This is a genomic window from Lelliottia sp. RWM.1 (assembly GCF_016859735.1).
Lineage (GTDB): Bacteria > Pseudomonadota > Gammaproteobacteria > Enterobacterales > Enterobacteriaceae > Enterobacter.
In genome coordinates this window covers 69397-91300 of the sequence record NZ_WLVC01000008.1, presented here as the reverse complement: position 1 = coordinate 91300, position 21904 = coordinate 69397, and the positions used below count along the sequence as shown (strand labels likewise).

18 protein-coding genes are annotated in these 21904 nt (G+C 52.5%); 15 read left to right on the top strand and 3 right to left on the bottom strand.

Going from position 1 to position 21904, the window contains the following annotated elements; all coding sequences use genetic code 11:
• The 12 genes from pbpC (at position 1) to GF617_RS09120 (ending at position 14675) form a co-directional block, all read left to right on the top strand.
• Entirely contained in the window at positions 1-2325 is a 2325-nt protein-coding gene (pbpC, locus tag GF617_RS09175; RefSeq protein WP_203451557.1) for a peptidoglycan glycosyltransferase PbpC, read from the top strand.
• 156 nt (positions 2326-2481) lie between these two features.
• Positions 2482-2913, top strand: a complete 432-nt coding sequence (ndk, locus tag GF617_RS09170) for a nucleoside-diphosphate kinase (RefSeq protein WP_181620374.1) — start codon at positions 2482-2484, stop codon at positions 2911-2913.
• A 168-nt stretch (positions 2914-3081) separates the two neighbouring features.
• Positions 3082-4248 carry a bifunctional tRNA (adenosine(37)-C2)-methyltransferase TrmG/ribosomal RNA large subunit methyltransferase RlmN gene (locus GF617_RS09165; RefSeq protein ID WP_181620373.1) on the top strand — a complete coding sequence of 389 codons (1167 nt, stop codon included), beginning with the start codon at positions 3082-3084 and terminating at the stop codon, positions 4246-4248.
• A gap of 296 nt (positions 4249-4544) precedes the next feature.
• Complete coding sequence (gene rodZ, locus GF617_RS09160; RefSeq protein ID WP_181620372.1) at positions 4545-5555, top strand: cytoskeleton protein RodZ; 1011 nt, start codon at positions 4545-4547, stop codon at positions 5553-5555.
• Between the two features lie 26 nt (positions 5556-5581).
• A complete protein-coding gene (ispG, locus tag GF617_RS09155; RefSeq protein ID WP_181620371.1) occupies positions 5582-6700 on the top strand; it encodes a flavodoxin-dependent (E)-4-hydroxy-3-methylbut-2-enyl-diphosphate synthase in 1119 nt (372 codons plus the stop codon).
• Positions 6701-6781: 81 nt separating this feature from the next.
• Positions 6782-8056, top strand: a complete 1275-nt coding sequence (gene hisS, locus GF617_RS09150; protein ID WP_203451537.1) for a histidine--tRNA ligase — start codon at positions 6782-6784, stop codon at positions 8054-8056.
• 13 nt (positions 8057-8069) lie between these two features.
• Positions 8070-8690, top strand: a complete 621-nt coding sequence (locus GF617_RS09145; RefSeq protein WP_181620369.1) for a YfgM family protein — start codon at positions 8070-8072, stop codon at positions 8688-8690.
• 10 nt (positions 8691-8700) lie between these two features.
• Entirely contained in the window at positions 8701-9879 is a 1179-nt protein-coding gene (gene bamB, locus GF617_RS09140; protein WP_203451536.1) for an outer membrane protein assembly factor BamB, read from the top strand.
• A 112-nt stretch (positions 9880-9991) separates the two neighbouring features.
• Positions 9992-11467: a ribosome biogenesis GTPase Der gene (gene der, locus GF617_RS09135; protein WP_181620367.1), complete on the top strand. Its 1476-nt coding sequence runs from the start codon at positions 9992-9994 to the stop codon at positions 11465-11467.
• 300 nt (positions 11468-11767) lie between these two features.
• Complete coding sequence (locus GF617_RS09130) at positions 11768-13309, top strand: peptide MFS transporter (RefSeq protein ID WP_181620366.1); 1542 nt, start codon at positions 11768-11770, stop codon at positions 13307-13309.
• 63 nt (positions 13310-13372) lie between these two features.
• The gene (locus GF617_RS09125; RefSeq protein WP_203451535.1) at positions 13373-14407 is read left to right on the top strand and encodes a Gfo/Idh/MocA family oxidoreductase; all 1035 of its coding nucleotides are present in this window, start codon (positions 13373-13375) and stop codon (positions 14405-14407) included.
• A gap of 52 nt (positions 14408-14459) precedes the next feature.
• Positions 14460-14675, top strand: coding sequence for a zinc ribbon domain-containing protein (locus tag GF617_RS09120; RefSeq protein WP_181620364.1), 216 nt, complete (start codon positions 14460-14462; stop codon positions 14673-14675).
• Here GF617_RS09120 and xseA read toward each other — a convergent pair.
• Entirely contained in the window at positions 14672-16045 is a 1374-nt protein-coding gene (gene xseA, locus GF617_RS09115) for an exodeoxyribonuclease VII large subunit (protein ID WP_203451534.1), read from the bottom strand. The two genes, GF617_RS09120 and xseA, sit on opposite strands and share 4 nt — an antisense overlap.
• A 159-nt stretch (positions 16046-16204) precedes the next feature.
• On the opposite strand from xseA, the gene guaB reads away from it, so the two are divergent.
• Together guaB and guaA are read left to right on the top strand one after the other, a co-directional pair.
• On the top strand, positions 16205-17671 hold the full coding sequence (gene guaB / locus GF617_RS09110; RefSeq protein ID WP_181620362.1) for an IMP dehydrogenase: 1467 nt from the start codon (positions 16205-16207) through the stop codon (positions 17669-17671).
• 193 nt (positions 17672-17864) lie between these two features.
• Positions 17865-19442, top strand: a complete 1578-nt coding sequence (guaA, locus tag GF617_RS09105; RefSeq protein WP_203451533.1) for a glutamine-hydrolyzing GMP synthase — start codon at positions 17865-17867, stop codon at positions 19440-19442.
• A gap of 14 nt (positions 19443-19456) precedes the next feature.
• On the opposite strand, the gene GF617_RS09100 is transcribed toward guaA, so the two are convergent.
• On the bottom strand, positions 19457-20641 hold the full coding sequence (locus tag GF617_RS09100) for an MFS transporter (RefSeq protein ID WP_181620360.1): 1185 nt from the start codon (positions 20639-20641) through the stop codon (positions 19457-19459).
• 98 nt (positions 20642-20739) lie between these two features.
• On the opposite strand from GF617_RS09100, the gene GF617_RS09095 reads away from it, so the two are divergent.
• Positions 20740-21630: a LysR family transcriptional regulator gene (locus GF617_RS09095; protein ID WP_203451532.1), complete on the top strand. Its 891-nt coding sequence runs from the start codon at positions 20740-20742 to the stop codon at positions 21628-21630.
• On the opposite strand, the gene GF617_RS27085 is transcribed toward GF617_RS09095, so the two are convergent.
• The gene (locus GF617_RS27085) at positions 21627-21788 is read right to left on the bottom strand and encodes a YfgG family protein (RefSeq protein WP_181623815.1); all 162 of its coding nucleotides are present in this window, start codon (positions 21786-21788) and stop codon (positions 21627-21629) included. The genes GF617_RS09095 and GF617_RS27085 overlap by 4 nt on opposite strands.
• Positions 21789-21904 lie beyond the last annotated feature (116 nt).

Below are 21904 nucleotides of genomic sequence, written 5' to 3'. Positions count from 1 at the left end.
ATGCGGGTTGCTCGCCTGTTACGCTCCCGCTGGCTGTGGCTTGCGGGAGCGCTTCTCGTTCTGTGGGGGCTGATCTTTATAGCCGATCGCCTGTGGCCATTACCGCTGAAAGAGGTTAACCCTGCGCGGGTGGTCGTGGATGAACAGGGGACGCCGTTGTGGCGATTTGCCGACAGCGAGGGGATTTGGCGTTACCCGGTGACCATTGAAGAGGTTTCACCACGCTATCTTGATGCCTTGATCCAGTATGAAGATCGCTGGTTCTGGGATCACCCAGGCGTGAATCCTTTCTCCGTATTGCGTGCCGCCTGGCAGGATCTCAGTGCCGGGAAAGTGATCTCTGGCGGAAGTACGCTCACCATGCAGGTCGCACGTTTGTTGGATCCGCATCCGCGTACTTTTGGTGGCAAGATCCGCCAGCTCTGGCGGGCGGTGCAACTGGAATGGCATCTCTCGAAACGCGATATTCTCACGCTGTATCTCAATCGCGCCCCATTTGGTGGGACGTTGCAAGGGGTTGGCGCTGCAAGCTGGACCTATCTGGGGAAACCGCCGTCGCAACTGAGTTACTCAGAGGCGGCGCTGCTGGCGGTATTACCGCAAGCCCCCAGCCGGTTGCGCCCCGATCGCTGGCCGGACCGCGCTGAGGCTGCACGAAATAAAGTGCTCGACCGGATGGTGACGCAAGGTATCTGGTCAGAAAAACAGGTGAAAGAATCACGTGAAGAACCGGTGTGGTTAGCGCCGCGACAAATGCCGCAGTTGGCGCCACTTTTTTCGCGCATGATGCTCAGCAAAAGCCGTGACAGTAAAATTGTTACGACGCTGGATGCATCCCTGCAACGACAGCTTGAAGAGCTGGCAATGAACTGGAAATCGCGCCTGCCTGCTCGCAGCTCTTTGGCTATGGTTGTTGTCGATCATACCACGATGAAGGTACGTGGCTGGGTGGGGTCGGTTGATATCAACGATAACAGCCGATTCAGCCATGTTGACATGGTCAATGCGGTCCGCTCGCCGGGTTCGGTTCTGAAGCCCTTCATCTATGGTATGGCACTGGATGACGGTCTGATCCATCCTGCTTCTTTATTGCAGGACGTGCCCCGGAGGACTGGAGATTATCGGCCTGGTAATTTCGACAGCGGCTTTCATGGCCCCGTTAGTATGAGTGAGGCACTGGTGCGTTCGCTAAACCTTCCGGCAGTGCAGGTTCTGGAAGCTTACGGGCCGAAACGTTTTGCCGGAATGCTGAACAATGTCGGGTTGCCGCTGATCTTGCCTGCGGGGGCCCAGCCTAATTTGTCACTTATTCTGGGCGGTGCAGGTGCAAGGCTTGCAGATATTACGGCGGCGTACAGTGCTTTTGCACGTCATGGCAAAGCGGCCAGATTACGTGTTCAGCCTGGCGACCCGCTTCTTGAGCGTCCTCTGCTTTCTCCCGGTGCGGCGTGGATTATTCGCCGGATCCTGGCCAATGAAGCACAGCCACTACCCGATGGTGCGTTGCCGCAGATTGCCCCACTCGCCTGGAAAACAGGAACCAGTTATGGATATCGGGATGCCTGGGCTGTAGGGCTTAATGCGCGCTACCTCATCGGGATCTGGACTGGGCGACCGGATGGCACGCCGGTCGCAGGCCAGTTTGGTTTTGCGAGTGCAGTTCCACTGCTTAACCAGGTCAACAATATGCTCCAGTCCCGTTCAACGGTTGATGATGCACGTCTGCCACGCGATCCGCGCCCCGCATCCGTTGGACGTGGCGTTATTTGCTGGCCGGGTGGGCAATCTTTGCCGGATGGTAATGAAAACTGCCGCCGTCGCCTTTCGACCTGGCTGCTGGAAGGGAGTGAACCGCCAACGTTATTATTGCCGGAACAAGACGGTATCAGAGGGATCCGTTTCCCTGTCTGGCTGGATAACAACGGTAAACGTGTGGCTGCAGATTGTCCTGGCGCGACAGAGAAGTGGCTGGAGGTGTGGCCATTACCACTGGAACCCTGGTTGCCAGCAGATGAGCGTCGGGCGTCCAGGATCCCTGAGTCGTCAGTCTCGTGCCCTCCGTTGTCACAGGATCCACCTGCGCCGTTGATGTTGTCAGGTATACGGGATGGCGCGGTGATTAAACGTCTTCCTGGCGAGCCGCGCGTGTCGTTACCGCTCCAGGCTAGCGGTAGCAGTGGCGATCGCTGGTGGTTCCTCAATGGTGAGCCTTTGGCAGTAAAGGGCCGTGTTTACAGTTTACAGCTTGATAAATCTGGTGATTATCAGTTACTGGTACTGGATGAGGCGGGGCAGGTAGCGACAATTAACTTTACGCTGCAGTAGTGGAAAAATACCTGTAGATGTGACCTGTTGCTAAAACTCGTCTTATTTTAAAAAAATGTTACCTGAATCCATAGGCAATGGCGTTATTGCTCATTATAATCCGCGCCACACCATACTCAGGTATGCAAAACAACAGAACAGATCACAGAGGTAATCATGGCTATTGAACGTACTTTTTCCATCATCAAACCCAACGCGGTGGCAAAAAACGTTATTGGCAGCATCTTTGCTCGCTTTGAATCAGCAGGGTTCAAAATTGTTGGCACGAAAATGCTGCACCTGAGCGTTGAACAGGCTCGCGGCTTCTATGCTGAACACGACGGTAAACCTTTCTTTGATGGCCTGGTCGAGTTCATGACTTCTGGTCCGATCGTGGTTTCTGTTCTGGAAAGCGAAAATGCCGTACAGCGTCACCGTGACCTGCTGGGTGCGACCAACCCGGCTAATGCACTGGCTGGCACACTGCGTGCTGACTATGCTGACAGCTTCACTGAGAACGGTACGCATGGTTCCGACTCTGTAGAATCTGCGGCGCGCGAAATCGCTTACTTCTTCGGCGAAGGCGAAGTGTGCGCACGCACTCGTTAATCCAGCGAGTTCGTTTACACTTTATTTCGTAAATGCCGCGTGCAGACGTGGCATACCTGCGTCAGACTTTGTACAATGCAACGCCCCGGAAGAGCAGACTGCTCACCGGGGCGTTTCTTTTCAACCCTCCACGGGCCATAACGTGTAACAACGAGGCCGGAAAAAATTATGTCTGAATTAGTTAACACCTCCGAAGTCGCCATTGCAGCGGTTCCTAATAAAAATGGAAAAATCAACCTGCTGGATCTGAACCGTCAGCAGATGCGCGAGTTTTTCAAAGAGATGGGCGAAAAGCCGTTTCGTGCCGACCAGGTGATGAAATGGATGTACCACTATTGCAGCGACGACTTTGATGACATGACTGACATCAACAAAGTGCTGCGTAATAAGCTGAAAGAAGTGGCTGAAATTCGGGCCCCGGAAGTGGTAGAAGAACAGCGCTCTTCCGATGGTACGATTAAGTGGGCGATTGCTGTGGGCGATCAGCGCGTTGAAACCGTGTATATCCCGGAGGACGATCGCGCAACGTTGTGCGTTTCATCCCAGGTAGGGTGTGCACTGGAATGTAAGTTCTGCTCCACGGCTCAGCAAGGCTTCAACCGCAACCTGCGCGTTTCTGAGATTATTGGCCAGGTATGGCGCGCGGCGAAAATTGTTGGTGCGGCAAAAGTGACCGGAACTCGCCCAATCACCAATGTGGTGATGATGGGAATGGGAGAGCCTCTGCTCAACCTGACTAACGTGGTTCCGGCGATGGAAATCATGTTGGACGATTTCGGTTTTGGCCTGTCCAAACGTCGCGTGACGCTTTCGACCTCAGGTGTTGTGCCTGCGCTGGATAAACTTGGCGATATGATCGATGTAGCGCTGGCCATTTCTCTGCATGCGCCGAACGATGAAATTCGTGACGAAATTGTACCTATCAACAAGAAGTACAATATCGAAACCTTCCTGGCGGGTGTGCGTCGCTATCTGGAAAAATCCAATGCTAACCAGGGCCGTGTGACAATTGAATATGTCATGCTGGATCATGTGAATGACGGTACTGAGCATGCGCATGAGTTAGCTGAGTTGCTGAAAGATACGCCGTGCAAGATCAACCTCATTCCATGGAACCCGTTCCCTGGCGCGCCGTATGGCCGTAGCTCGAACAGCCGTATTGACCGTTTCTCCAAAGTGCTGATGGAGTACGGATTCACCACTATCGTGCGTAAAACACGTGGTGATGATATCGATGCCGCATGCGGTCAGTTAGCGGGGGATGTCATCGATCGTACTAAACGTACTCTGCGTAAACGCATGCAGGGCGAGACGATTGCGGTGAAAGCTGTTTGATTATTATGCAGTCACGGCGCATTATCTGCGCCGTGACGCATAACCTTACTGAATAATCAGTCATATTCATCATGATTGATTAATAATTACGGTGCGTTTCATATGACTTTCGGGCAGTATGTAGCGACGTAACAACAGTTTAGCTTCGTGGGCAGGGCTGCGCTGTCATCTATGGCCCGACAGTCTTATACTGTCTGTTCAAGGTTAACTGACCAGAAGTTTCGCGGTGCGGGTGGCATTGTGACTCACCGGCATCTGGACCCTAATTTACACGTACCAGTAAGTAGTAGTAGCGAATGAATACTGAAGCCACTCACGACCAAAATGAAGCACTTTCCACTGGCGTTCGTCTTCGCAACGCCCGTGAACAACTCGGACTCAGCCAACAAGCTGTTGCAGAACGCTTGTGTCTGAAAGTTTCCACGGTTCGCGATATTGAAGAAGATAAGGCTCCTGCCGATCTGGCTTCAACATTTCTGCGTGGTTATATCCGCTCTTACGCAAAACTGGTGCATATCCCCGAAAACGAATTGCTGCCAATGATGGAGAAGCAGGCGCCGGTCAGAGCGGCCAAAGTTGCGCCAATGCAAACTTTCTCCCTCGGTAAACGTCGTAAAAAACGTGATGGCTGGTTAATGAGCTTTACGTGGCTGGTGCTGTTTGTGGTTATTGGCTTAACGGGCGCCTGGTGGTGGCAAAACCATAAGGCACAGCAGGAAGAGATCACCACAATGGCCGATCAATCCTCTGCAGAGCTCAATAATTCGGGTAACGACGGCGCGCAAAGCGTGCCGTTAAACACGGATAACACCGCAAGTACCAATGAACCGCAAGTGACGACGGATGCACAGGCAACCGATCCTGCGCAAACGCCAGCCTCAAATGCTAACCCAGCCGTTCAGCCTCAGGCACAAAATACGGTGGTTGCCCCTTCCCAGGCGAATGTTGATACTGCTGCAAACGTACCTGCTGCGACCTCTCCGGCTGACAATTCAGCGCAACCTTTACCAACCGATCAGGCGGCTGTTGCGAATGCAGCGGCCAATCCGAATGCACTGGTGATGAATTTCTCTGCTGATTGCTGGCTGGAAGTCACTGACGCAACGGGTAAAAAATTGTTCAGTGGCTTGCAGCGTAAAGATGGCACACTGAATTTGGTAGGCCAGGCCCCGTATAAGCTTAAGATTGGCGCACCATCAGCGGTGCAGATTCAATATCAGGGCAAACCTGTCGATCTGAGCCGTTTTATCAGAACTAACCAGGTTGCACGTCTTACCGTTAATGCCGAACAATCAGCAGCACAGTAACAGACAGGCAACGCGGGAGATTTTTCATGCATAATCAGGCTCCGATTCAACGTAGAAAATCGAAACGAATTTACGTTGGGAATGTGCCGATTGGCGATGGGGCTCCTATCGCCGTCCAGTCAATGACCAATACGCGTACAACAGATGTTGAAGCGACGGTCAACCAAATCAAAGCATTAGAACGTGTGGGCGCGGATATAGTTCGCGTCTCCGTGCCGACAATGGATGCCGCTGAGGCATTCAAATTGATCAAGCAGCAAGTGAGTGTTCCACTGGTTGCGGATATCCATTTCGACTATCGCATTGCCCTGAAGGTTGCCGAATATGGCGTAGATTGTCTGCGTATTAACCCAGGCAATATCGGTAATGAAGAGCGTATCCGCATGGTCGTGGACTGCGCGCGGGACAACAATATTCCTATCCGTATTGGTGTGAATGCGGGTTCTTTGGAAAAAGACCTGCAGGAAAAATACGGTGAGCCAACGCCGCAAGCGTTACTGGAATCCGCCATGCGTCATGTGGATCATCTGGATCGTCTGAACTTCGATCAGTTTAAAGTCAGCGTAAAAGCCTCTGATGTATTCCTGGCGGTTGAATCTTATCGTCTGCTGGCGAAACAGATTGATCAGCCTCTGCATCTCGGGATCACCGAAGCGGGTGGTTTGCGTAGCGGATCGGTTAAGTCGGCCATCGGGTTGGGATTGCTGCTTTCTGAAGGGATTGGCGACACACTCCGCGTATCGCTGGCAGCCGATCCTGTCGAAGAGATCAAAGTCGGCTTCGATATTCTGAAATCACTGCGTATCCGTGCGCGTGGGATCAACTTTATCGCTTGCCCCACTTGCTCACGTCAGGAATTTGACGTCATCGGTACGGTTAACGCGCTGGAGCAGCGCCTGGAAGATATCATCACCCCGATGGACGTTTCTATCATTGGATGCGTGGTGAATGGGCCGGGAGAAGCGCTGGTGTCAACCCTCGGTGTGACGGGCGGTAACAAGAAAAGTGGTCTCTATGAAGATGGCGTTCGCAAAGATCGTCTGGATAATAGCGACATGATCGACCAGCTCGAAGCCCGTATTCGCGCTAAAGCGACGATGCTGGATGAGACACAGCGCATCAGTGTTCAGCAGGTTGATAAATAACGTGATGGGAAGCCGCGAGCTTCCCATGTATGATTGAACCCATTCTTTGGGTTCTTTTTTGTGTATAGAAAGAGAGTAAACGTGGCAAAAAATATTCAAGCCATCCGCGGCATGAACGATTATCTGCCTGGCGAGACCGCCATCTGGCAGCGCATTGAAGGCACACTGAAACAGGTGCTCGGCAGCTACGGTTACAGCGAAATCCGTTTGCCGATTGTAGAGCAGACCCCGTTATTCAAACGTGCGATCGGCGAAGTGACCGACGTAGTTGAAAAAGAGATGTATACCTTTGAGGACCGCAACGGCGATAGCCTGACCCTGCGCCCTGAAGGTACGGCGGGCTGCGTACGCGCCGGCATCGAACATGGTCTCCTGTACAATCAGGAGCAGCGTCTCTGGTATATCGGCCCGATGTTCCGCCACGAACGTCCGCAGAAAGGTCGTTATCGCCAGTTCAACCAGTTGGGCGTTGAAGTTTTTGGTCTGCAAGGGCCAGACATTGATGCTGAGCTGATTATGTTGACCGCTCGCTGGTGGCGTGCGCTTGGTATTTCCGAACATGTTTCTTTAGAACTGAACTCTATAGGTTCGCTGGAAGCGCGTGCAAACTACCGTGATGCGCTGGTAGCTTTCCTGGAACAGCATAAAGAGAAGCTGGATGAAGATTGCCAGCGTCGCATGTACACAAACCCACTGCGCGTTCTGGACTCCAAGAATCCTGACGTTCAAACACTATTGAACGATGCGCCAGCACTGGGTGATTATCTTGATGAAGAGTCACGAGAGCACTTCGCGGGTCTGTGCAAACTGCTTGAAGCGGCGGGTATTACCTACACTGTAAACCAGCGTCTGGTTCGCGGTCTGGACTACTATAACCGTACCGTTTTCGAGTGGGTAACATCGAGCCTGGGTTCTCAGGGAACGGTCTGCGCAGGCGGTCGTTACGATGGCCTGGTTGAGCAATTGGGTGGCCGTGCGGCCCTGGCAGTGGGCTTTGCAATGGGTCTTGAACGACTTGTTTTGCTGGTTCAGGCAGTTAATCCGGAATTTAAAGCAGATTCTGTTGTCGATATATACCTGGTCGCTTCAGGCGCGGATACGCAGTCTGTAGCTATGCAGCTTGCTGAGCGCGTGCGTGATGCACTGCCGGGCATTAAGCTGATGACCAACCATGGCGGCGGCAACTTTAAAAAACAGTTTGCGCGTGCTGATAAGTGGGGCGCAAGTATCGCACTGGTGCTGGGTGAGTCCGAAGTGGCTAACGGCGAAGTGGTGGTAAAAGACCTGCGCTCTGGTGAGCAAATAACGGTAACGCAGGATGGCGTTGCAGCGCATTTGCGCACTTTATTGGGCTAAGGAGAAGGACAGCGTGGAAATTTACGAGAACGAAAACGAGCAGGTTGATGCGCTCAAGCGCTTCTTTGCTGAAAACGGCAAAGCCCTGGCTGTTGGGGTAATTATTGGTGTAGGTGCGCTGATGGGCTGGCGCTACTGGAACAATCATCAGGCTGACTCGGCTCGCGGTGCGTCGCAGTCTTATGAAAACACCGTCAGCGCTATTCGTGCCGATCAGCCGCAAACGCTGGCCGCTGCAGAGAAGTTTGCAGCAGAAAACAAAAACACCTACGGCGCGCTGGCTGCGTTGGAAGTCGCTCAACAGTTTGTTGTTCAAAATGAACTGGATAAAGCGGTTGCTCAGCTTACTCAGGGTCTCTCCGCTGCAAGCGATGAAAACCTGAAAGCGGTGATTAATCTGCGTCTGGCACGTATCCAGGTTCAGCAAAATAAAGCCGATGATGCACTGAAAACCCTCGATACCGTCAAAGGTGAAGGTTTTGCGGCGATTGTTGCCGATCTGCGTGGCGAAGCGTTGCTGAGCAAGGGCGACAAGCAGGGTGCGCGCAGTGCGTGGGAAGCGGGTGTGAAAAGCAACGCTTCACCCGCGCTGAGCGAAATGATGCAGATGAAAATAAATAATTTGTCCGTCTGAGAGGGACCCGATGCAATTGCGTAAATTACTTCTGCCAGGACTGCTTTCTGTTACTTTATTGAGTGGCTGTTCACTGTTCAGTGGTGAAGAGGATGTTGTAAAAATGTCCCCGCTGCCGACTGTTGAAAATCAGTTTACCCCATCTACCGCATGGAGCACTTCTGTGGGTGATGGTATTGGCGATTTCTATTCCAACCTGCATCCGGCATTTGCTGACAGCGTTGTCTATGCGGCTGACCGCAAAGGGACAGTGAAAGCCGTGAATTCCGATGACGGGAAAGAAGTGTGGTCTGTTAACCTGGCGGAAAAAGACGGTTGGTTCTCTCGTAAACCTGCATTGCTGTCGGGCGGCCTGACGGTTGCTGGTGGTCATGTGTATGTGGGTAGCGAAAAAGCGCAGGTTTATGCGTTGAACAGCAGTGATGGTTCGATTGCGTGGCAAACCACCGTAGCAGGTGAATCCCTGTCTCGTCCTGTAGTTAGCGATGGTTTGGTGCTGATTCATACCAGCAACGGTCAGTTGCAGGCTCTGAATGAAGCTGACGGTCTGATTAAATGGACAGTAAACCTGGATATGCCTTCACTGTCTCTGCGTGGTGAATCAGCTCCTGCTACTGCGTTTGGCGCTGCCATTGTTGGTGGTGACAACGGCCGTGTAAGCGCGGTGTTGATGCAGCAAGGCCAGATGATTTGGCAGCAGCGTATTTCCCAGGCGACAGGTTCTACAGAAATCGACCGCCTGAGCGACGTAGACACGACGCCGGTTATCGTCAATGGTGTGGTGTACGCGTTGGCATATAATGGAAACCTGACTGCGCTGGATTTGCGTAGTGGTCAGATCATGTGGAAACGTGAACTGGGTTCAGTGAATGATTTTATTGTTGATGGCAACCGTATTTATATGGTCGATCAGAACGATCGCTTGCTGGCGCTGAACACGGAAGGCGGCGTAACGTTGTGGACACAAAGCGATCTGCTGCATCGTCTGCTGACTGCACCAGTACTGTATAACGGTAGTCTGGTTGTGGGTGATAGCGAAGGTTACATGCACTGGATTGATCCAGAAACGGGTCGCTTCGTTGCGCAGCAAAAAGTCGATAGCTCAGGCTTCCTGACGGACCCTGTCTTAGCTGATGGCAAATTGTTGATCCAGGCAAAAGACGGCACGCTGTACGCGATCACGCGTTAATTACACAGCGGTTGTAGTATACTAAACGGCTCCTGTTAACTCAGGGGCCGTTTTGACATTTTTAAAAACGTCGCAAAAGCGACGTTATTTTGAATTTTATGAGGCTTCAAACATGGTACCTGTGGTCGCGCTTGTCGGGCGCCCGAACGTTGGAAAATCCACTCTTTTTAACCGATTAACACGCACCCGTGATGCGCTGGTTGCGGATTTCCCGGGGCTGACGCGTGACCGTAAGTACGGTCGTGCAGAGGTGGAAGGACGTGAGTTCATCTGTATCGATACCGGTGGTATTGATGGCACAGAGGACGGTGTAGAAACCCGTATGGCCGAGCAGTCTCTGCTGGCAATCGAAGAAGCAGACGTGGTTCTGTTTATGGTCGATGCCCGTGCAGGCCTTATGCCAGCGGATTCTGCCATTGCTAAGCATTTGCGCTCGCGTGAAAAGCCGACGTTCCTCGTCGCTAACAAAACTGACGGCATTGATGCCGATCAGGCTGTCGCTGACTTCTGGTCTTTAGGGCTGGGCGAAATCTATCCTATCGCGGCGTCACATGGTCGCGGTGTGACCAGCCTGCTGGAAACCGTTTTGCTGCCATGGGTTGATGAAGTTAATCCGCCGGAAGACGTCGACGAAGATGCCGAATACTGGGCGCAATTCGAAGAAGGTGAAGAGGGCGCTGAAGAGGAGCCTGAGGACGATTTCAACCCACAGGATCTGCCGATCAAGCTGGCAATTGTGGGCCGTCCTAACGTAGGTAAGTCTACACTTACTAACCGTATTCTCGGTGAAGAACGTGTCGTGGTTTACGACATGCCAGGTACAACCCGCGACAGCATCTACATTCCAATGCAACGTGACGAGCGCGAGTATGTGCTTATCGACACAGCAGGTGTGCGTAAGCGTGGGAAAATCACCGATGTAGTGGAAAAATTCTCCGTTATTAAAACGTTGCAGGCGATTGAAGATGCCAACGTAGTACTGCTGGTTATCGATGCGCGGGAAGGGATCTCCGATCAGGACCTGTCACTCCTGGGCTTCATCCTGAATAGTGGGCGCTCACTGGTTATTGTCGTCAACAAATGGGATGGCCTGAGCAACGAAGTGAGAGAGCAGGTTAAAGAGACCCTGGACTTCCGTCTGGGTTTTATCGACTTCGCGCGCGTACACTTCATCTCTGCACTTCATGGCAGTGGCGTCGGCAACCTGTTCGATTCCGTGCGTGAAGCTTATGACAGCTCGACACGTCGCCAGAGCACCGCGATGCTGACCCGTATCATGAACATGGCCGCAGAAGACCATCAGCCGCCATTGGTGCGTGGTCGTCGCGTGAAGCTGAAATATGCGCATGCTGGTGGTTATAACCCGCCAATCGTGGTGATTCACGGCAACCAGGTAAAAGACCTGCCGGATTCCTACAAACGTTATCTGATGAACTACTTCCGTAAATCACTGGATGTAATGGGTACGCCTATCCGTATTCAGTTCAAGGAAGGGGAAAACCCGTTTGCTAACAAGCGTAACACTCTGACGCCAAACCAGATGCGTAAGCGTAAGCGTTTGATTAAGCACATCAAGAAAAGCAAATAATCGTTGCTAATCATAAGAAAACCCGCACTTGCTGCGGGTTTTTTTTCGTCGATTTATAGCGTATGTTGCTTTGTGTGATGTCAATCACTATTCGTTTTATGCCAAGTTTAAATCTAGGAAAGTAGACAATCGTCGAATTTTCATCTTAAAGTCTCTGGTCTGGTACTAGACAAAACTAGCATCAGGTTATCAAATAGTTAAATAACTCTTCACCGCATGTAGAAAATCGGCCAGATATATAACTGGTCGGCGTGCATTGCGGTGTTTACAAGCACGACGACATACCTTCTCGGGAGAATTATGCAATCCTCTGTTAATCAAAAAGAAAGCCGAACGTTCTTTGGCCATCCTTATCCGCTTGGCTCACTGTTCTTCACCGAAATGTGGGAGCGTTTCTCGTTTTACGGCATTCGTCCGTTACTGATTCTGTTCATGGCCGCTACTGTTTATGACGGTGGTATGGGGCTGGCACGCGAAAACGCTTCGGCGATTGTTGGGATCTTCGCCGGGACGATGTATCTGGCGGCACTGCCGGGTGGCTGGCTTGCAGATAACTGGCTCGGCCAGCAGAAAGCGGTCTGGTATGGTTCAATTCTGATTGCGCTTGGGCATTTATCGATTGCACTTTCCGCAGTGATGGGCGACAACCTGTTCTTTATTGGTCTGATGTTTATCGTGCTTGGCTCCGGGCTGTTTAAGACCTGTATCTCGGTTATGGTGGGGACACTGTATAAAAAAGGCGATGCGCGTCGTGACGGCGGTTTTTCGCTTTTTTACATGGGCATCAATATGGGGTCGTTCATCGCACCTCTGATCTCCGGTTGGTTGATTAAAACTCATGGCTGGCACTGGGGCTTTGGTATTGGTGGCATCGGGATGCTGGTGGCGCTGGTGATTTTCCGCGTCTTTGCTGTTCCGGCCATGCAACGCTACGACAGTGAAGTCGGTCTGGATTCCACGTGGAACAGCCCGGTAGCGAAGAAAAATGGTGTAGGCAGTTGGTTGCTGGCACTGGCGGTGGGCGTCGTGGTAATCGTTACACTGATAGCGCAGGGCGTGATTGTGATTAACCCGGTCGCGGTAGCCAGTGTGCTGGTGTACGTCATTGCGGCATCGGTTGCTCTCTACTTTATCTGGTTGTTTGTGTTTGCTGGCCTGAACCGCAAAGAACGCGCCAGATTGTTGGTCTGTTTTATCCTGCTGGTGTCTGCGGCATTCTTCTGGTCCGCATTTGAGCAAAAGCCAACGTCATTTAACCTGTTTGCTAACGACTATACCAACCGTATGATCGGCGATTTTGAAATCCCGGCCGTGTGGTTCCAGTCGATCAATGCCTTGTTCATCATTATCCTCGCCCCGGTGTTTAGCTGGGCGTGGCCGAAACTGGCAAGCAAGAATATCCGTCCGAGCAGTATTTCGAAATTCGTGATTGGTATTCTGTGCGCAGCTGCAGGCTTTGGTCTGATGATGCTGGCAGCGCAGAACGTTCTGAGTAATGGCGGAGCGGGTGTATCGCCGTTTTGGCTGGTTGGCAGTATTTTGATGCTGACACTTGGCGAGTTGTGCCTGAGCCCGATTGGCCTGGCGACTATGACGCTGCTGGCTCCGGAAAGAATGCGTGGTCAGATGATGGGACTGTGGTTCTGTGCCAGTGCTCTCGGTAACCTGGCTGCAGGTCTGATTGGTGGGCATGTGAAAGCTGACCAGCTTGATATGTTGCCAGATCTCTTCGCACGTTGTTCGATTGCGCTGCTGATATGTGCGGCGGTGCTGATCGCCCTCATTGTTCCGGTGCGTCGCATGCTGGAAAATGCGCAGACGAAACCGGTAACTAACGCCTGATAGCACCTCGACCTGGCCGGGGCATGCGTTATGCCCCGGCAATTAAACATTCGAGGTGGGTATATGTTGTTAGGCTTTGTTGGTCTTGGGGCAGTGGTTGAAACAGCGTATTCACCCGCATTACGAAACCACTTTGGAGACTCGCTACATTGTCTCGGATTTGATGTTCAACCCACAAAACAACCTGAAGGTATAACACACTGCGCATCACTGGCTGAACTTCTTGCTCAGCCTCTGGATACTCTGTTTATTACCACTGCATCTTTGCGCCACCTTGAGGTGCTTGAGCAGGCTCTGGCCTCATCCATTCCGCGTATAGTGGTCGAAAAACCCATCGTTGCCACACTTCCCCAAATCGAAAAACTGAAAATGCTGCTGGCAATGCCTGGTGCAGCGCCTCGGGTACTGGCGCTCGATCACTGGATGGCGCGCATTGAAACGGTGAAACAGAAATTGGTCAGTTCCATTTCCGACATTGTCAGAATTGAGGGTTTCTTGCAGGAGCCGAGCGGATTTAACACGGCAGGAGAGCCCATTGCGCTCAACTTCGCGACCGGTCAACCTGACACGCGAACGCTTCTCCACCCTGATGGTGTGATTCTGGATGTTGGTACGCATGTGCTGGCGATGCTGCGTGAAACGGTGCGTTATCTGGGCGGCAGTGATGATATGGCGTTACGGGTGGTTACTGCCAAAGATCGGCTGGGGCGAGATATCGTGAAAGGGGATTTAAGCACGGCAGAAGGTGAGGCGCATCTCCAGGGAGAGATCAGTCGCATTCCGGTGGATATCTGGCTCAACAAATATGCGGGTCCCTCTGGCGGGCAAAAAGGTTTGCGGATGTATTTACGTGACGGACGAGTCATTAACTACGATCGTCGAGGGGGCGAGGATGTACTGGAAAGCACGGAAGGTAATGCTGTCCATCGATGGCATGTTCCGGGTGCTATTTACGAGCACTGCCTGGTTGAACATATCCTGGGTAAGCAAAGTCTGTTTGCACGCGCTCCGGAAGAGGTCAGTCTCACAACCCGTCGTCGGCTGGATGAAGTTGCGTTACTGCTGCAATTGCAACAGACGCTGCGTGGCCCGCATTAAGCGTATCGTGTTAAAATAGACATAGCGTTGAGAGAAAAGATAAGGAGTTTCAATGTCAGTCATTTGCCCCGATTGCCACGCAGAACTGGAGCCGCAAAATGGAGTGGCGCACTGCGCGCATTGTCATAAGGATATTCAACTGGAAGCGTGTTGCCCGGAGTGTCATCAGCCACTCCAGGTGTTAAAAGCGTGTGGTGCGGTGGATTATTTTTGCCAGAATGGCCACGGGTTGATCTCTAAAAAGCGCGTGGAATTTAAGCCAGTTTAATCCGGCTTTTTCTTGCGCGTTTTTTTCGCGGCGGTAATGCCTTTGACTTCGCTCTCTATCCAGCCATCGGCCAGGCGGGTAGTGAGCACGTCGCCAGCCTTCACCTGTTTCGTTTGTTTCAACACCTTGCCGTCCGTCACTGTCGTCACGCTATAACCACGAGCCAGTGTGGAAAGTGGGCTGACAGCTTCCAGATGGGTGACTGCATTGCCAAAACGTTCGCGGGTATTGCTCAGACGGGCGCGCGCACTCTCCGCAAGACGATACTCAAGCTGCCGGATGCGCGCTTGCGCGCGATAAATCTTCGGCTGTGGATTTTGCTGGTTCAGACGCTGGGTGATGCGCTGCTGGCGCGATATACCACGTTTAAGCTGGTTATCCAGCGCGAAGTTCATGCGCTGGCGCAAACGCTCCAGCACGGTTTGCTGACGCGCGAGACGCAGCTGCGGGTGCTGCTGTTGCAGGCGATGATGGAGCTGCGTGAAGCGGCGAGTCCGGTTCGCAAGATAGTAATCCATCGCCATTTCCAGACGCTGTTGCCCGTTTTGAATCTGTCGCAGCAGTTCCAGCTGATTACGACTCACTACTTCAGCCGCCGCTGATGGTGTGGGGGCGCGTAAATCCGCAACAAAATCGGCAATGGTCACGTCTGTTTCATGCCCGACGGCGCTGACTACGGGGATTTGGCTGGCAAAGATGGCACGTACTACACGTTCGTCGTTAAAGCTCCAGAGATCTTCCAGTGAACCGCCGCCACGCCCGACGATTAAGACGTCGCACTCCTGACGCAAGTTAGCCAGTTCAATGGCGCGGACAATCTGACCTGGTGCGTCATCACCCTGAACGGCGGTAGGGTAGATAATGACGGGCAGGGAAGGATCGCGGCGTTTGAGAACGTGCAGAATATCATGCAGTGCAGCACCGGTTTTCGAGGTAATGACCCCGACACAGTGGGCTGGAGAGGGTAGCGGTTTCTTGAACTGCTGGTCGAACAATCCCTCTTCCGAGAGTTTTGTTTTTAGCTGTTCATATTTTTGCTGCAGTAACCCTTCGCCCGCAGGCTGCATGCTTTCGACGATGATTTGATAATCACCGCGCGGCTCATACAGTGTGATATTGGCGCGAACCAGAACTTGCTGGCCGTGCTGAGGGCGGAATGTCACCCGGCGGTTGCTGTTGCGGAACATTGCGCAGCGTACCTGGGCGGTGTCATCTTTCAGCGTAAAATACCAGTGACCGGATGACGGTTGCGTGAAATTAGAAATCTCACCGCTGATCCAGACCTGTCCCATTTCCTGCTCAAGCAGTAAACGAACCGTTTGATTAAGGCGGCTAACAGTAAAAATTGAGGGGGATTGAGAGGATAACATGTGAGCGGGATCAAATTCTAAATCAGCAAGTTATTCAGTCGATAGTAACCTGCTGAGAGGGGAGCGCAAGCATTTTTTATAAAAAAGTGTGGATGCAATCGGTTACGCTCTGTATAATGCCACGGCAATATTTAACCACCCAGGTCAGAGATATTGCCCATGCTACGTATTGCTAAAGAAGCACTGACGTTTGACGACGTCCTCCTCGTTCCCGCTCATTCCACCGTTCTGCCGAATACTGCCGATCTCAGCACGCAGTTAACCAAAACCATTCGCCTGAACATTCCTATGCTCTCTGCAGCAATGGACACCGTGACTGAAGCGCGCCTGGCTATCGCTCTGGCACAGGAAGGTGGCATTGGCTTTATTCACAAAAACATGTCTATCGAGCGTCAGGCTGAAGAAGTTCGCCGCGTGAAGAAACATGAATCCGGTATCGTTTCCGACCCACAGACTGTTTTGCCAACCACCACCCTGCACGAAGTGAAAGCGCTGACCGAGCGCAACGGCTTCGCAGGCTACCCGGTTGTGACCGAAGACAACGAACTGGTCGGTATCATCACTGGTCGTGACGTTCGCTTCGTGACCGATCTGAACCAGCCTGTCAGTGTTTATATGACCCCGAAAGAGCGTCTTGTGACCGTTCGTGAAGGCGAAACCCGCGATGTCGTGTTGGCGAAAATGCACGAAAAACGCGTAGAAAAAGCGCTGGTAGTTGATAGCAACTTCCATCTTCGCGGCATGATAACCGTTAAAGATTTCCAGAAAGCAGAGCGTAAACCTAACGCTTGTAAAGATGAGCATGGCCGTCTGCGTGTAGGTGCTGCGGTTGGCGCGGGTGCTGGCAATGAAGAGCGCGTTGACGCGCTGGTTGCTGCAGGCGTTGACGTACTGTTGATCGACTCCTCTCATGGCCATTCCGAAGGTGTTCTGCAACGTATTCGCGAGACTCGTGCGAAATATCCTGATTTGCAAATCATTGGTGGCAACGTTGCAACCGGCGCAGGGGCTCGTGCTCTGGCTGAAGCGGGTTGTAGCGCAGTGAAAGTGGGTATCGGTCCTGGCTCTATCTGTACTACCCGTATCGTTACTGGTGTGGGTGTTCCACAGATCACTGCAGTATCTGATGCCGTAGAAGCGCTGGAAGGAACGGGTGTTCCGGTTATCGCTGATGGGGGTATTCGTTTCTCTGGTGATATTGCCAAAGCCATTGCAGCGGGTGCTGCGGCGGTCATGGTTGGATCCATGCTGGCAGGGACTGAAGAGTCCCCAGGTGAAATTGAACTCTACCAGGGGCGTTCATATAAATCTTACCGTGGTATGGGTTCTCTGGGTGCGATGTCCAAAGGCTCTTCTGACCGTTACTTCCAGAGCGATAACGCCGCTGACAAACTCGTACCAGAAGGTATCGAAGGTCGCGTTGCTTATAAAGGTCGCCTGAAAGAGATCATTCACCAGCAGATGGGCGGCCTGCGCTCCTGTATGGGTCTGACCGGCTGTGGTACTATCGATCTGCTGCGTACTAAAGCGGAATTTGTACGCATCAGCGGTGCGGGTATTCAGGAAAGTCATGTTCACGATGTGACTATCACCAAAGAGTCCCCGAACTACCGTCTGGGCTCCTGATAAGTTTCCGCGCCCGATCCAGATACTCTATGGATTTCGGGGTGCAGGAAGGCGGCAAGTCCATGAGACCCCTGGAGCATAGTGAAACTATGTAGCCGGGGTGAATGAACGCAGCTAACGCACCTGCAGCCTGAAAGACGACGAGTAAATCGGGCGCTCTGTTTTTGTTTCACTTGCCTCGGAATTAGCGTCAATGACGGAAAACATTCATAAACATCGCATTCTCATCCTCGACTTTGGTTCTCAGTACACTCAACTGGTTGCGCGTCGCGTACGTGAACTGGGCGTTTACTGCGAACTGTGGGCGTGGGATGTCACGGAAGCACAGATTCGCGAATTCAATCCAAGCGGCATCATTCTTTCCGGTGGTCCGGAAAGTACCACTGAAGAAAACAGCCCACGCGCACCGCAGTATGTGTTCGAAGCCGGCGTTCCGGTGTTTGGTGTGTGCTACGGCATGCAGACCATGGCCATGCAGTTGGGCGGCCATGTTGAAGGTTCTAACGAGCGTGAGTTTGGCTACGCGCAGGTTGAAGTGGTTACTGATAGCGCGCTGGTGCGCGGTATTGAGGACTCACTGACCGCAGAAGGCAAACCGCTGCTGGATGTGTGGATGAGCCACGGCGACAAAGTTACCGCTATTCCAGCCGGCTTCGTGACTGTTGCCAGCACCGAAAGCTGCCCGTTCGCGATTATGGCGAACGAAGAAAAACGTTTCTACGGCGTGCAGTTCCACCCGGAAGTGACTCACACCCGTCAGGGTATGCGCATGCTGGAGCGTTTTGTGCGTGACATCTGCCAGTGTGAAGCCCTGTGGACTCCGGCTAAAATCATCGACGACGCTGTTGAGCGTATCCGCCAGCAGGTTGGTGATGACAAAGTGATCCTTGGTCTGTCCGGTGGTGTTGACTCCTCTGTGACGGCAATGCTGCTGCACCGTGCGATTGGCAAAAACCTGACCTGCGTATTCGTGGACAACGGTCTGCTGCGTCTGAACGAAGCCCAGCAGGTTATGGACATGTTTGGCGACCACTTCGGTCTGAACATTGTTCACGTGGAAGGCGAGAAGCGTTTCCTTGATGCGCTGGCTGGCGAAAACGACCCGGAAGCAAAACGTAAAATCATTGGCCGTGTGTTCGTCGAAGTGTTCGATGAGCAAGCACTGCGTCTGGAAGATGTGAAGTGGCTGGCTCAGGGCACGATCTACCCTGATGTCATCGAATCAGCCGCATCTGCGACCGGTAAAGCACACGTCATTAAATCTCACCACAACGTGGGCGGCCTGCCGAAAGAGATGACAATGGGTCTGGTTGAACCGCTCCGTGAGCTGTTCAAAGATGAAGTGCGTAAGATCGGTCTGGAACTGGGTCTGCCGTACGATATGCTCTACCGTCACCCGTTCCCGGGGCCTGGTCTGGGCGTACGTGTACTGGGCGAAGTGAAGAAAGAGTATTGCGATCTCCTGCGTCGCGCGGACGCTATCTTCATCGAAGAACTGCACAAAGCTGACCTGTACAACAAAGTGAGCCAGGCGTTCACCGTGTTCCTGCCGGTTCGCTCCGTAGGCGTAATGGGCGATGGCCGCAAATACGACTGGGTCGTTTCCCTGCGCGCGGTCGAAACCATCGACTTTATGACCGCACATTGGGCGCACCTGCCGTATGACTTCTTAGGCCGCGTATCTAACCGTATCATCAATGAGGTGAACGGTATTTCCCGTGTGGTGTATGACATCAGTGGTAAACCACCAGCGACGATTGAGTGGGAATGATCCCGTCATAATTGCTAAACAAAACCCTCTGCTTGTTCAGAGGGTTTTTTATTTGTCTTTTGACTGACCACAATCCCCACTGCAAGCCCTGCAATCACTGTCGCTAGCCCCCACGATACCCACAGCGCGCCTGCAATCCCCAGTTCCCGGTTCAGCCAGGCATAGGCAAATGGAGATGCGGCAGCCATCAGTTGTGCAGGGATCAGCAGTAAGCCCGTTTGCTTTGCATAATCCTGTGTTGAGAAAAGCTGCAAAGGCAATGTGGCTTTCACTATCGTCACCAGCCCGTTGATTGCGCCGTAGCCCAGCACAAACCCGACGATGGGCCAGATAAATGTGGTTCCAGCCACGCCCAGTAAAAAACAGAGTGGCATGGCCAGGGCTGTCAGTAGCGTCAGTTTGAGGGGCGTCAGTCTGGAACCTGCCAGCACTTCCATTAATCGAGCACCGGTCTGACCGAATCCCCAAAGCATACCGATCGCAACGGGTAAACCGGTGCTCGTGATAAGTTCAGGTAAGTGTGTGGATGTGCCATTAGAGACAAAAGTGATCAGTGCGATAAATGCGGCATAGAGGATACTGTTGCGGCGGTTCTTTTCCTGATGGGACGTATCCGGCTTTACCGTCATTGCCAGTGTTTGATTGGGAAGGGGATAAATCAGTACCGCGCTGAGGACACCGAATAATGCATAAATCAGCAACGCATGTTGCCAGCTCATTATCTTCAACAGTGCATCTCCTAGCGGCCAAAAGACCGCGGATGCCAGACCTCCAGCCAGCGTCACGCGGGAAATGGTTTGCCGCGCCTGTTGCCCATACAGATTCACCAGCGAGGCGAACAACGCATCATACAACGACAGGCGCATCCCTATCCCGGTGAGTAGCCAGGCGCAGTACCAGCCAGGCAGGGTGGGGGCAAACGCCATGATCGCGCAGCTTGCTGCAATCAGCAATGTTCCGCTCATTACAACATTTTGTCCTCCAAAGTGAGCCAGTAATCTGGCGACAAAAGGGGACACCACTGCCATGACCAGCATGGCAAGGGTCAAACCGAGATAGATTTGCGTCGATGACCATGCCCGATCGGTCGAAATCGCCTGTGCAAATGTACCCGGCATGTAAAAAGAGATCCCCCAGTTGATCAACTGATTACAGCCAGCGGTGAGAGGAAGTTGTCTGGGAATAGCAGGTATTTCCATTGTTTTTCATTCCGTTAATGCAGTTGTCCTTAGCATACTGGGCGCGGTATTGTGCTGGCAGAGCCGTAACCTTATGACCTGCATAAGAGAAACTTTGAATGACGACACTGAATCTGGGACATCTGGCAACTTTCCGCCTGGTGGTACAACGTGGAAGCTTTTCAGCTGCAGCAGATGTGCTCGGGATCTCGCAACCTGCTGTCAGCCTGCAAATACGCCAGCTTGAGCAATTTATTCAGGTGCGTTTAATCGAACGTACAGGTCGTGGTATCAAAGCCACGGAGTCTGGGCTGGCATTACTGACGCACGGCGAGCGTATAGAACAAGCCGTTGCAGAAACGCTACGTTCAGTACATGAGTGCCACCACGAGGTTAGTGGTACGGTGACGTTAGGTACGGGAGCCACGGCCTGCATCCATCTTTTGCCACCGTTGTTACAGCAATTACGCAAAGATTTCCCGTTGCTGAGAGTAGGGGTGACGACTGGAAATACACTCGATATAGTTCGGGCGATTGAAGAAAGTCGTCTTGATATGGGGCTGGTGACGATGCCGGTAAGCGGAAAGGCGCTGGACGTGATGCCGGTAATGGACGAAGAGTTTGTCCTGATTTCCTCACAGGAATGTCAGGGAATGTCGGAACCATTGACACCTGAAGTGTTGCACTCAAAACCGCTGATTGCGTTTGAGTCTGGAAGTGGAACTCGCGCACTGATTGACAGCTGGTTTCAAGCCTGCGGATTGTCGATAGCGCCCGTTATGCAACTTGGTAGTATTGAGGCGATTAAACGGATGGTTCGCGCGGGTTTGGGTTTCAGCATCGTACCGCGAATGGCTGTTGGACACGCGGCAGATCGGGAGGGTCTAAGCGTGCGTTCTTTAACACCGGTATTACATCGCCAACTGGCGATAGTGATGCGTCAGGACAAGATCCTCAGTAGAGGGATCTCCGGGATCATTCGGATGCTGCAAAATAATCCAGTTCGTTAGCGATCGGTGGACAAGCTTGATTGCTGAGACTGTATTTTATCCTGGTGGTGATACCAGGCTCCAACCGAAGAATAAACAAAGCGGCCAAAGAAAAAGAGGAAACTGATAAGCAGTATGATGCGGGTCATCCGAGTGTTAAATCGATGTCGTTTATGCATACGAGTGGCCTGACTCACTGTTGTTTTCCTGGGCATACCCATTACGGGCGATGAGGCTATTAAGGCACAGTGGGAAGAAAGGGTCAATTATAGGGGTGTAAAATTCCGTCAATGCA

What these genes read in the sequence shown, in the direction of transcription:
- der (WP_181620367.1), top strand. Translation starts at nt 9,992, where the DNA reads ATGGTACCTGTGGTCGCGCTTGTCGGGCGCCCGAACGTTGGAAAATCC.
- GF617_RS09120 (WP_181620364.1), top strand. Translation starts at nt 14,460, where the DNA reads ATGTCAGTCATTTGCCCCGATTGCCACGCAGAACTGGAGCCGCAAAAT.
- GF617_RS09100 (WP_181620360.1), bottom strand. Translation starts at nt 20,641, where the DNA reads ATGGAAATACCTGCTATTCCCAGACAACTTCCTCTCACCGCTGGCTGT.
- pbpC (WP_203451557.1), top strand. Translation starts at nt 1, where the DNA reads ATGCGGGTTGCTCGCCTGTTACGCTCCCGCTGGCTGTGGCTTGCGGGA.
- guaA (WP_203451533.1), top strand. Translation starts at nt 17,865, where the DNA reads ATGACGGAAAACATTCATAAACATCGCATTCTCATCCTCGACTTTGGT.
- ispG (WP_181620371.1), top strand. Translation starts at nt 5,582, where the DNA reads ATGCATAATCAGGCTCCGATTCAACGTAGAAAATCGAAACGAATTTAC.
- bamB (WP_203451536.1), top strand. Translation starts at nt 8,701, where the DNA reads ATGCAATTGCGTAAATTACTTCTGCCAGGACTGCTTTCTGTTACTTTA.
- GF617_RS09130 (WP_181620366.1), top strand. Translation starts at nt 11,768, where the DNA reads ATGCAATCCTCTGTTAATCAAAAAGAAAGCCGAACGTTCTTTGGCCAT.
- guaB (WP_181620362.1), top strand. Translation starts at nt 16,205, where the DNA reads ATGCTACGTATTGCTAAAGAAGCACTGACGTTTGACGACGTCCTCCTC.
- GF617_RS09165 (WP_181620373.1), top strand. Translation starts at nt 3,082, where the DNA reads ATGTCTGAATTAGTTAACACCTCCGAAGTCGCCATTGCAGCGGTTCCT.
- GF617_RS09125 (WP_203451535.1), top strand. Translation starts at nt 13,373, where the DNA reads ATGTTGTTAGGCTTTGTTGGTCTTGGGGCAGTGGTTGAAACAGCGTAT.
- GF617_RS09095 (WP_203451532.1), top strand. Translation starts at nt 20,740, where the DNA reads ATGACGACACTGAATCTGGGACATCTGGCAACTTTCCGCCTGGTGGTA.
- xseA (WP_203451534.1), bottom strand. Translation starts at nt 16,045, where the DNA reads ATGTTATCCTCTCAATCCCCCTCAATTTTTACTGTTAGCCGCCTTAAT.
- GF617_RS27085 (WP_181623815.1), bottom strand. Translation starts at nt 21,788, where the DNA reads ATGCATAAACGACATCGATTTAACACTCGGATGACCCGCATCATACTG.
- ndk (WP_181620374.1), top strand. Translation starts at nt 2,482, where the DNA reads ATGGCTATTGAACGTACTTTTTCCATCATCAAACCCAACGCGGTGGCA.
- rodZ (WP_181620372.1), top strand. Translation starts at nt 4,545, where the DNA reads ATGAATACTGAAGCCACTCACGACCAAAATGAAGCACTTTCCACTGGC.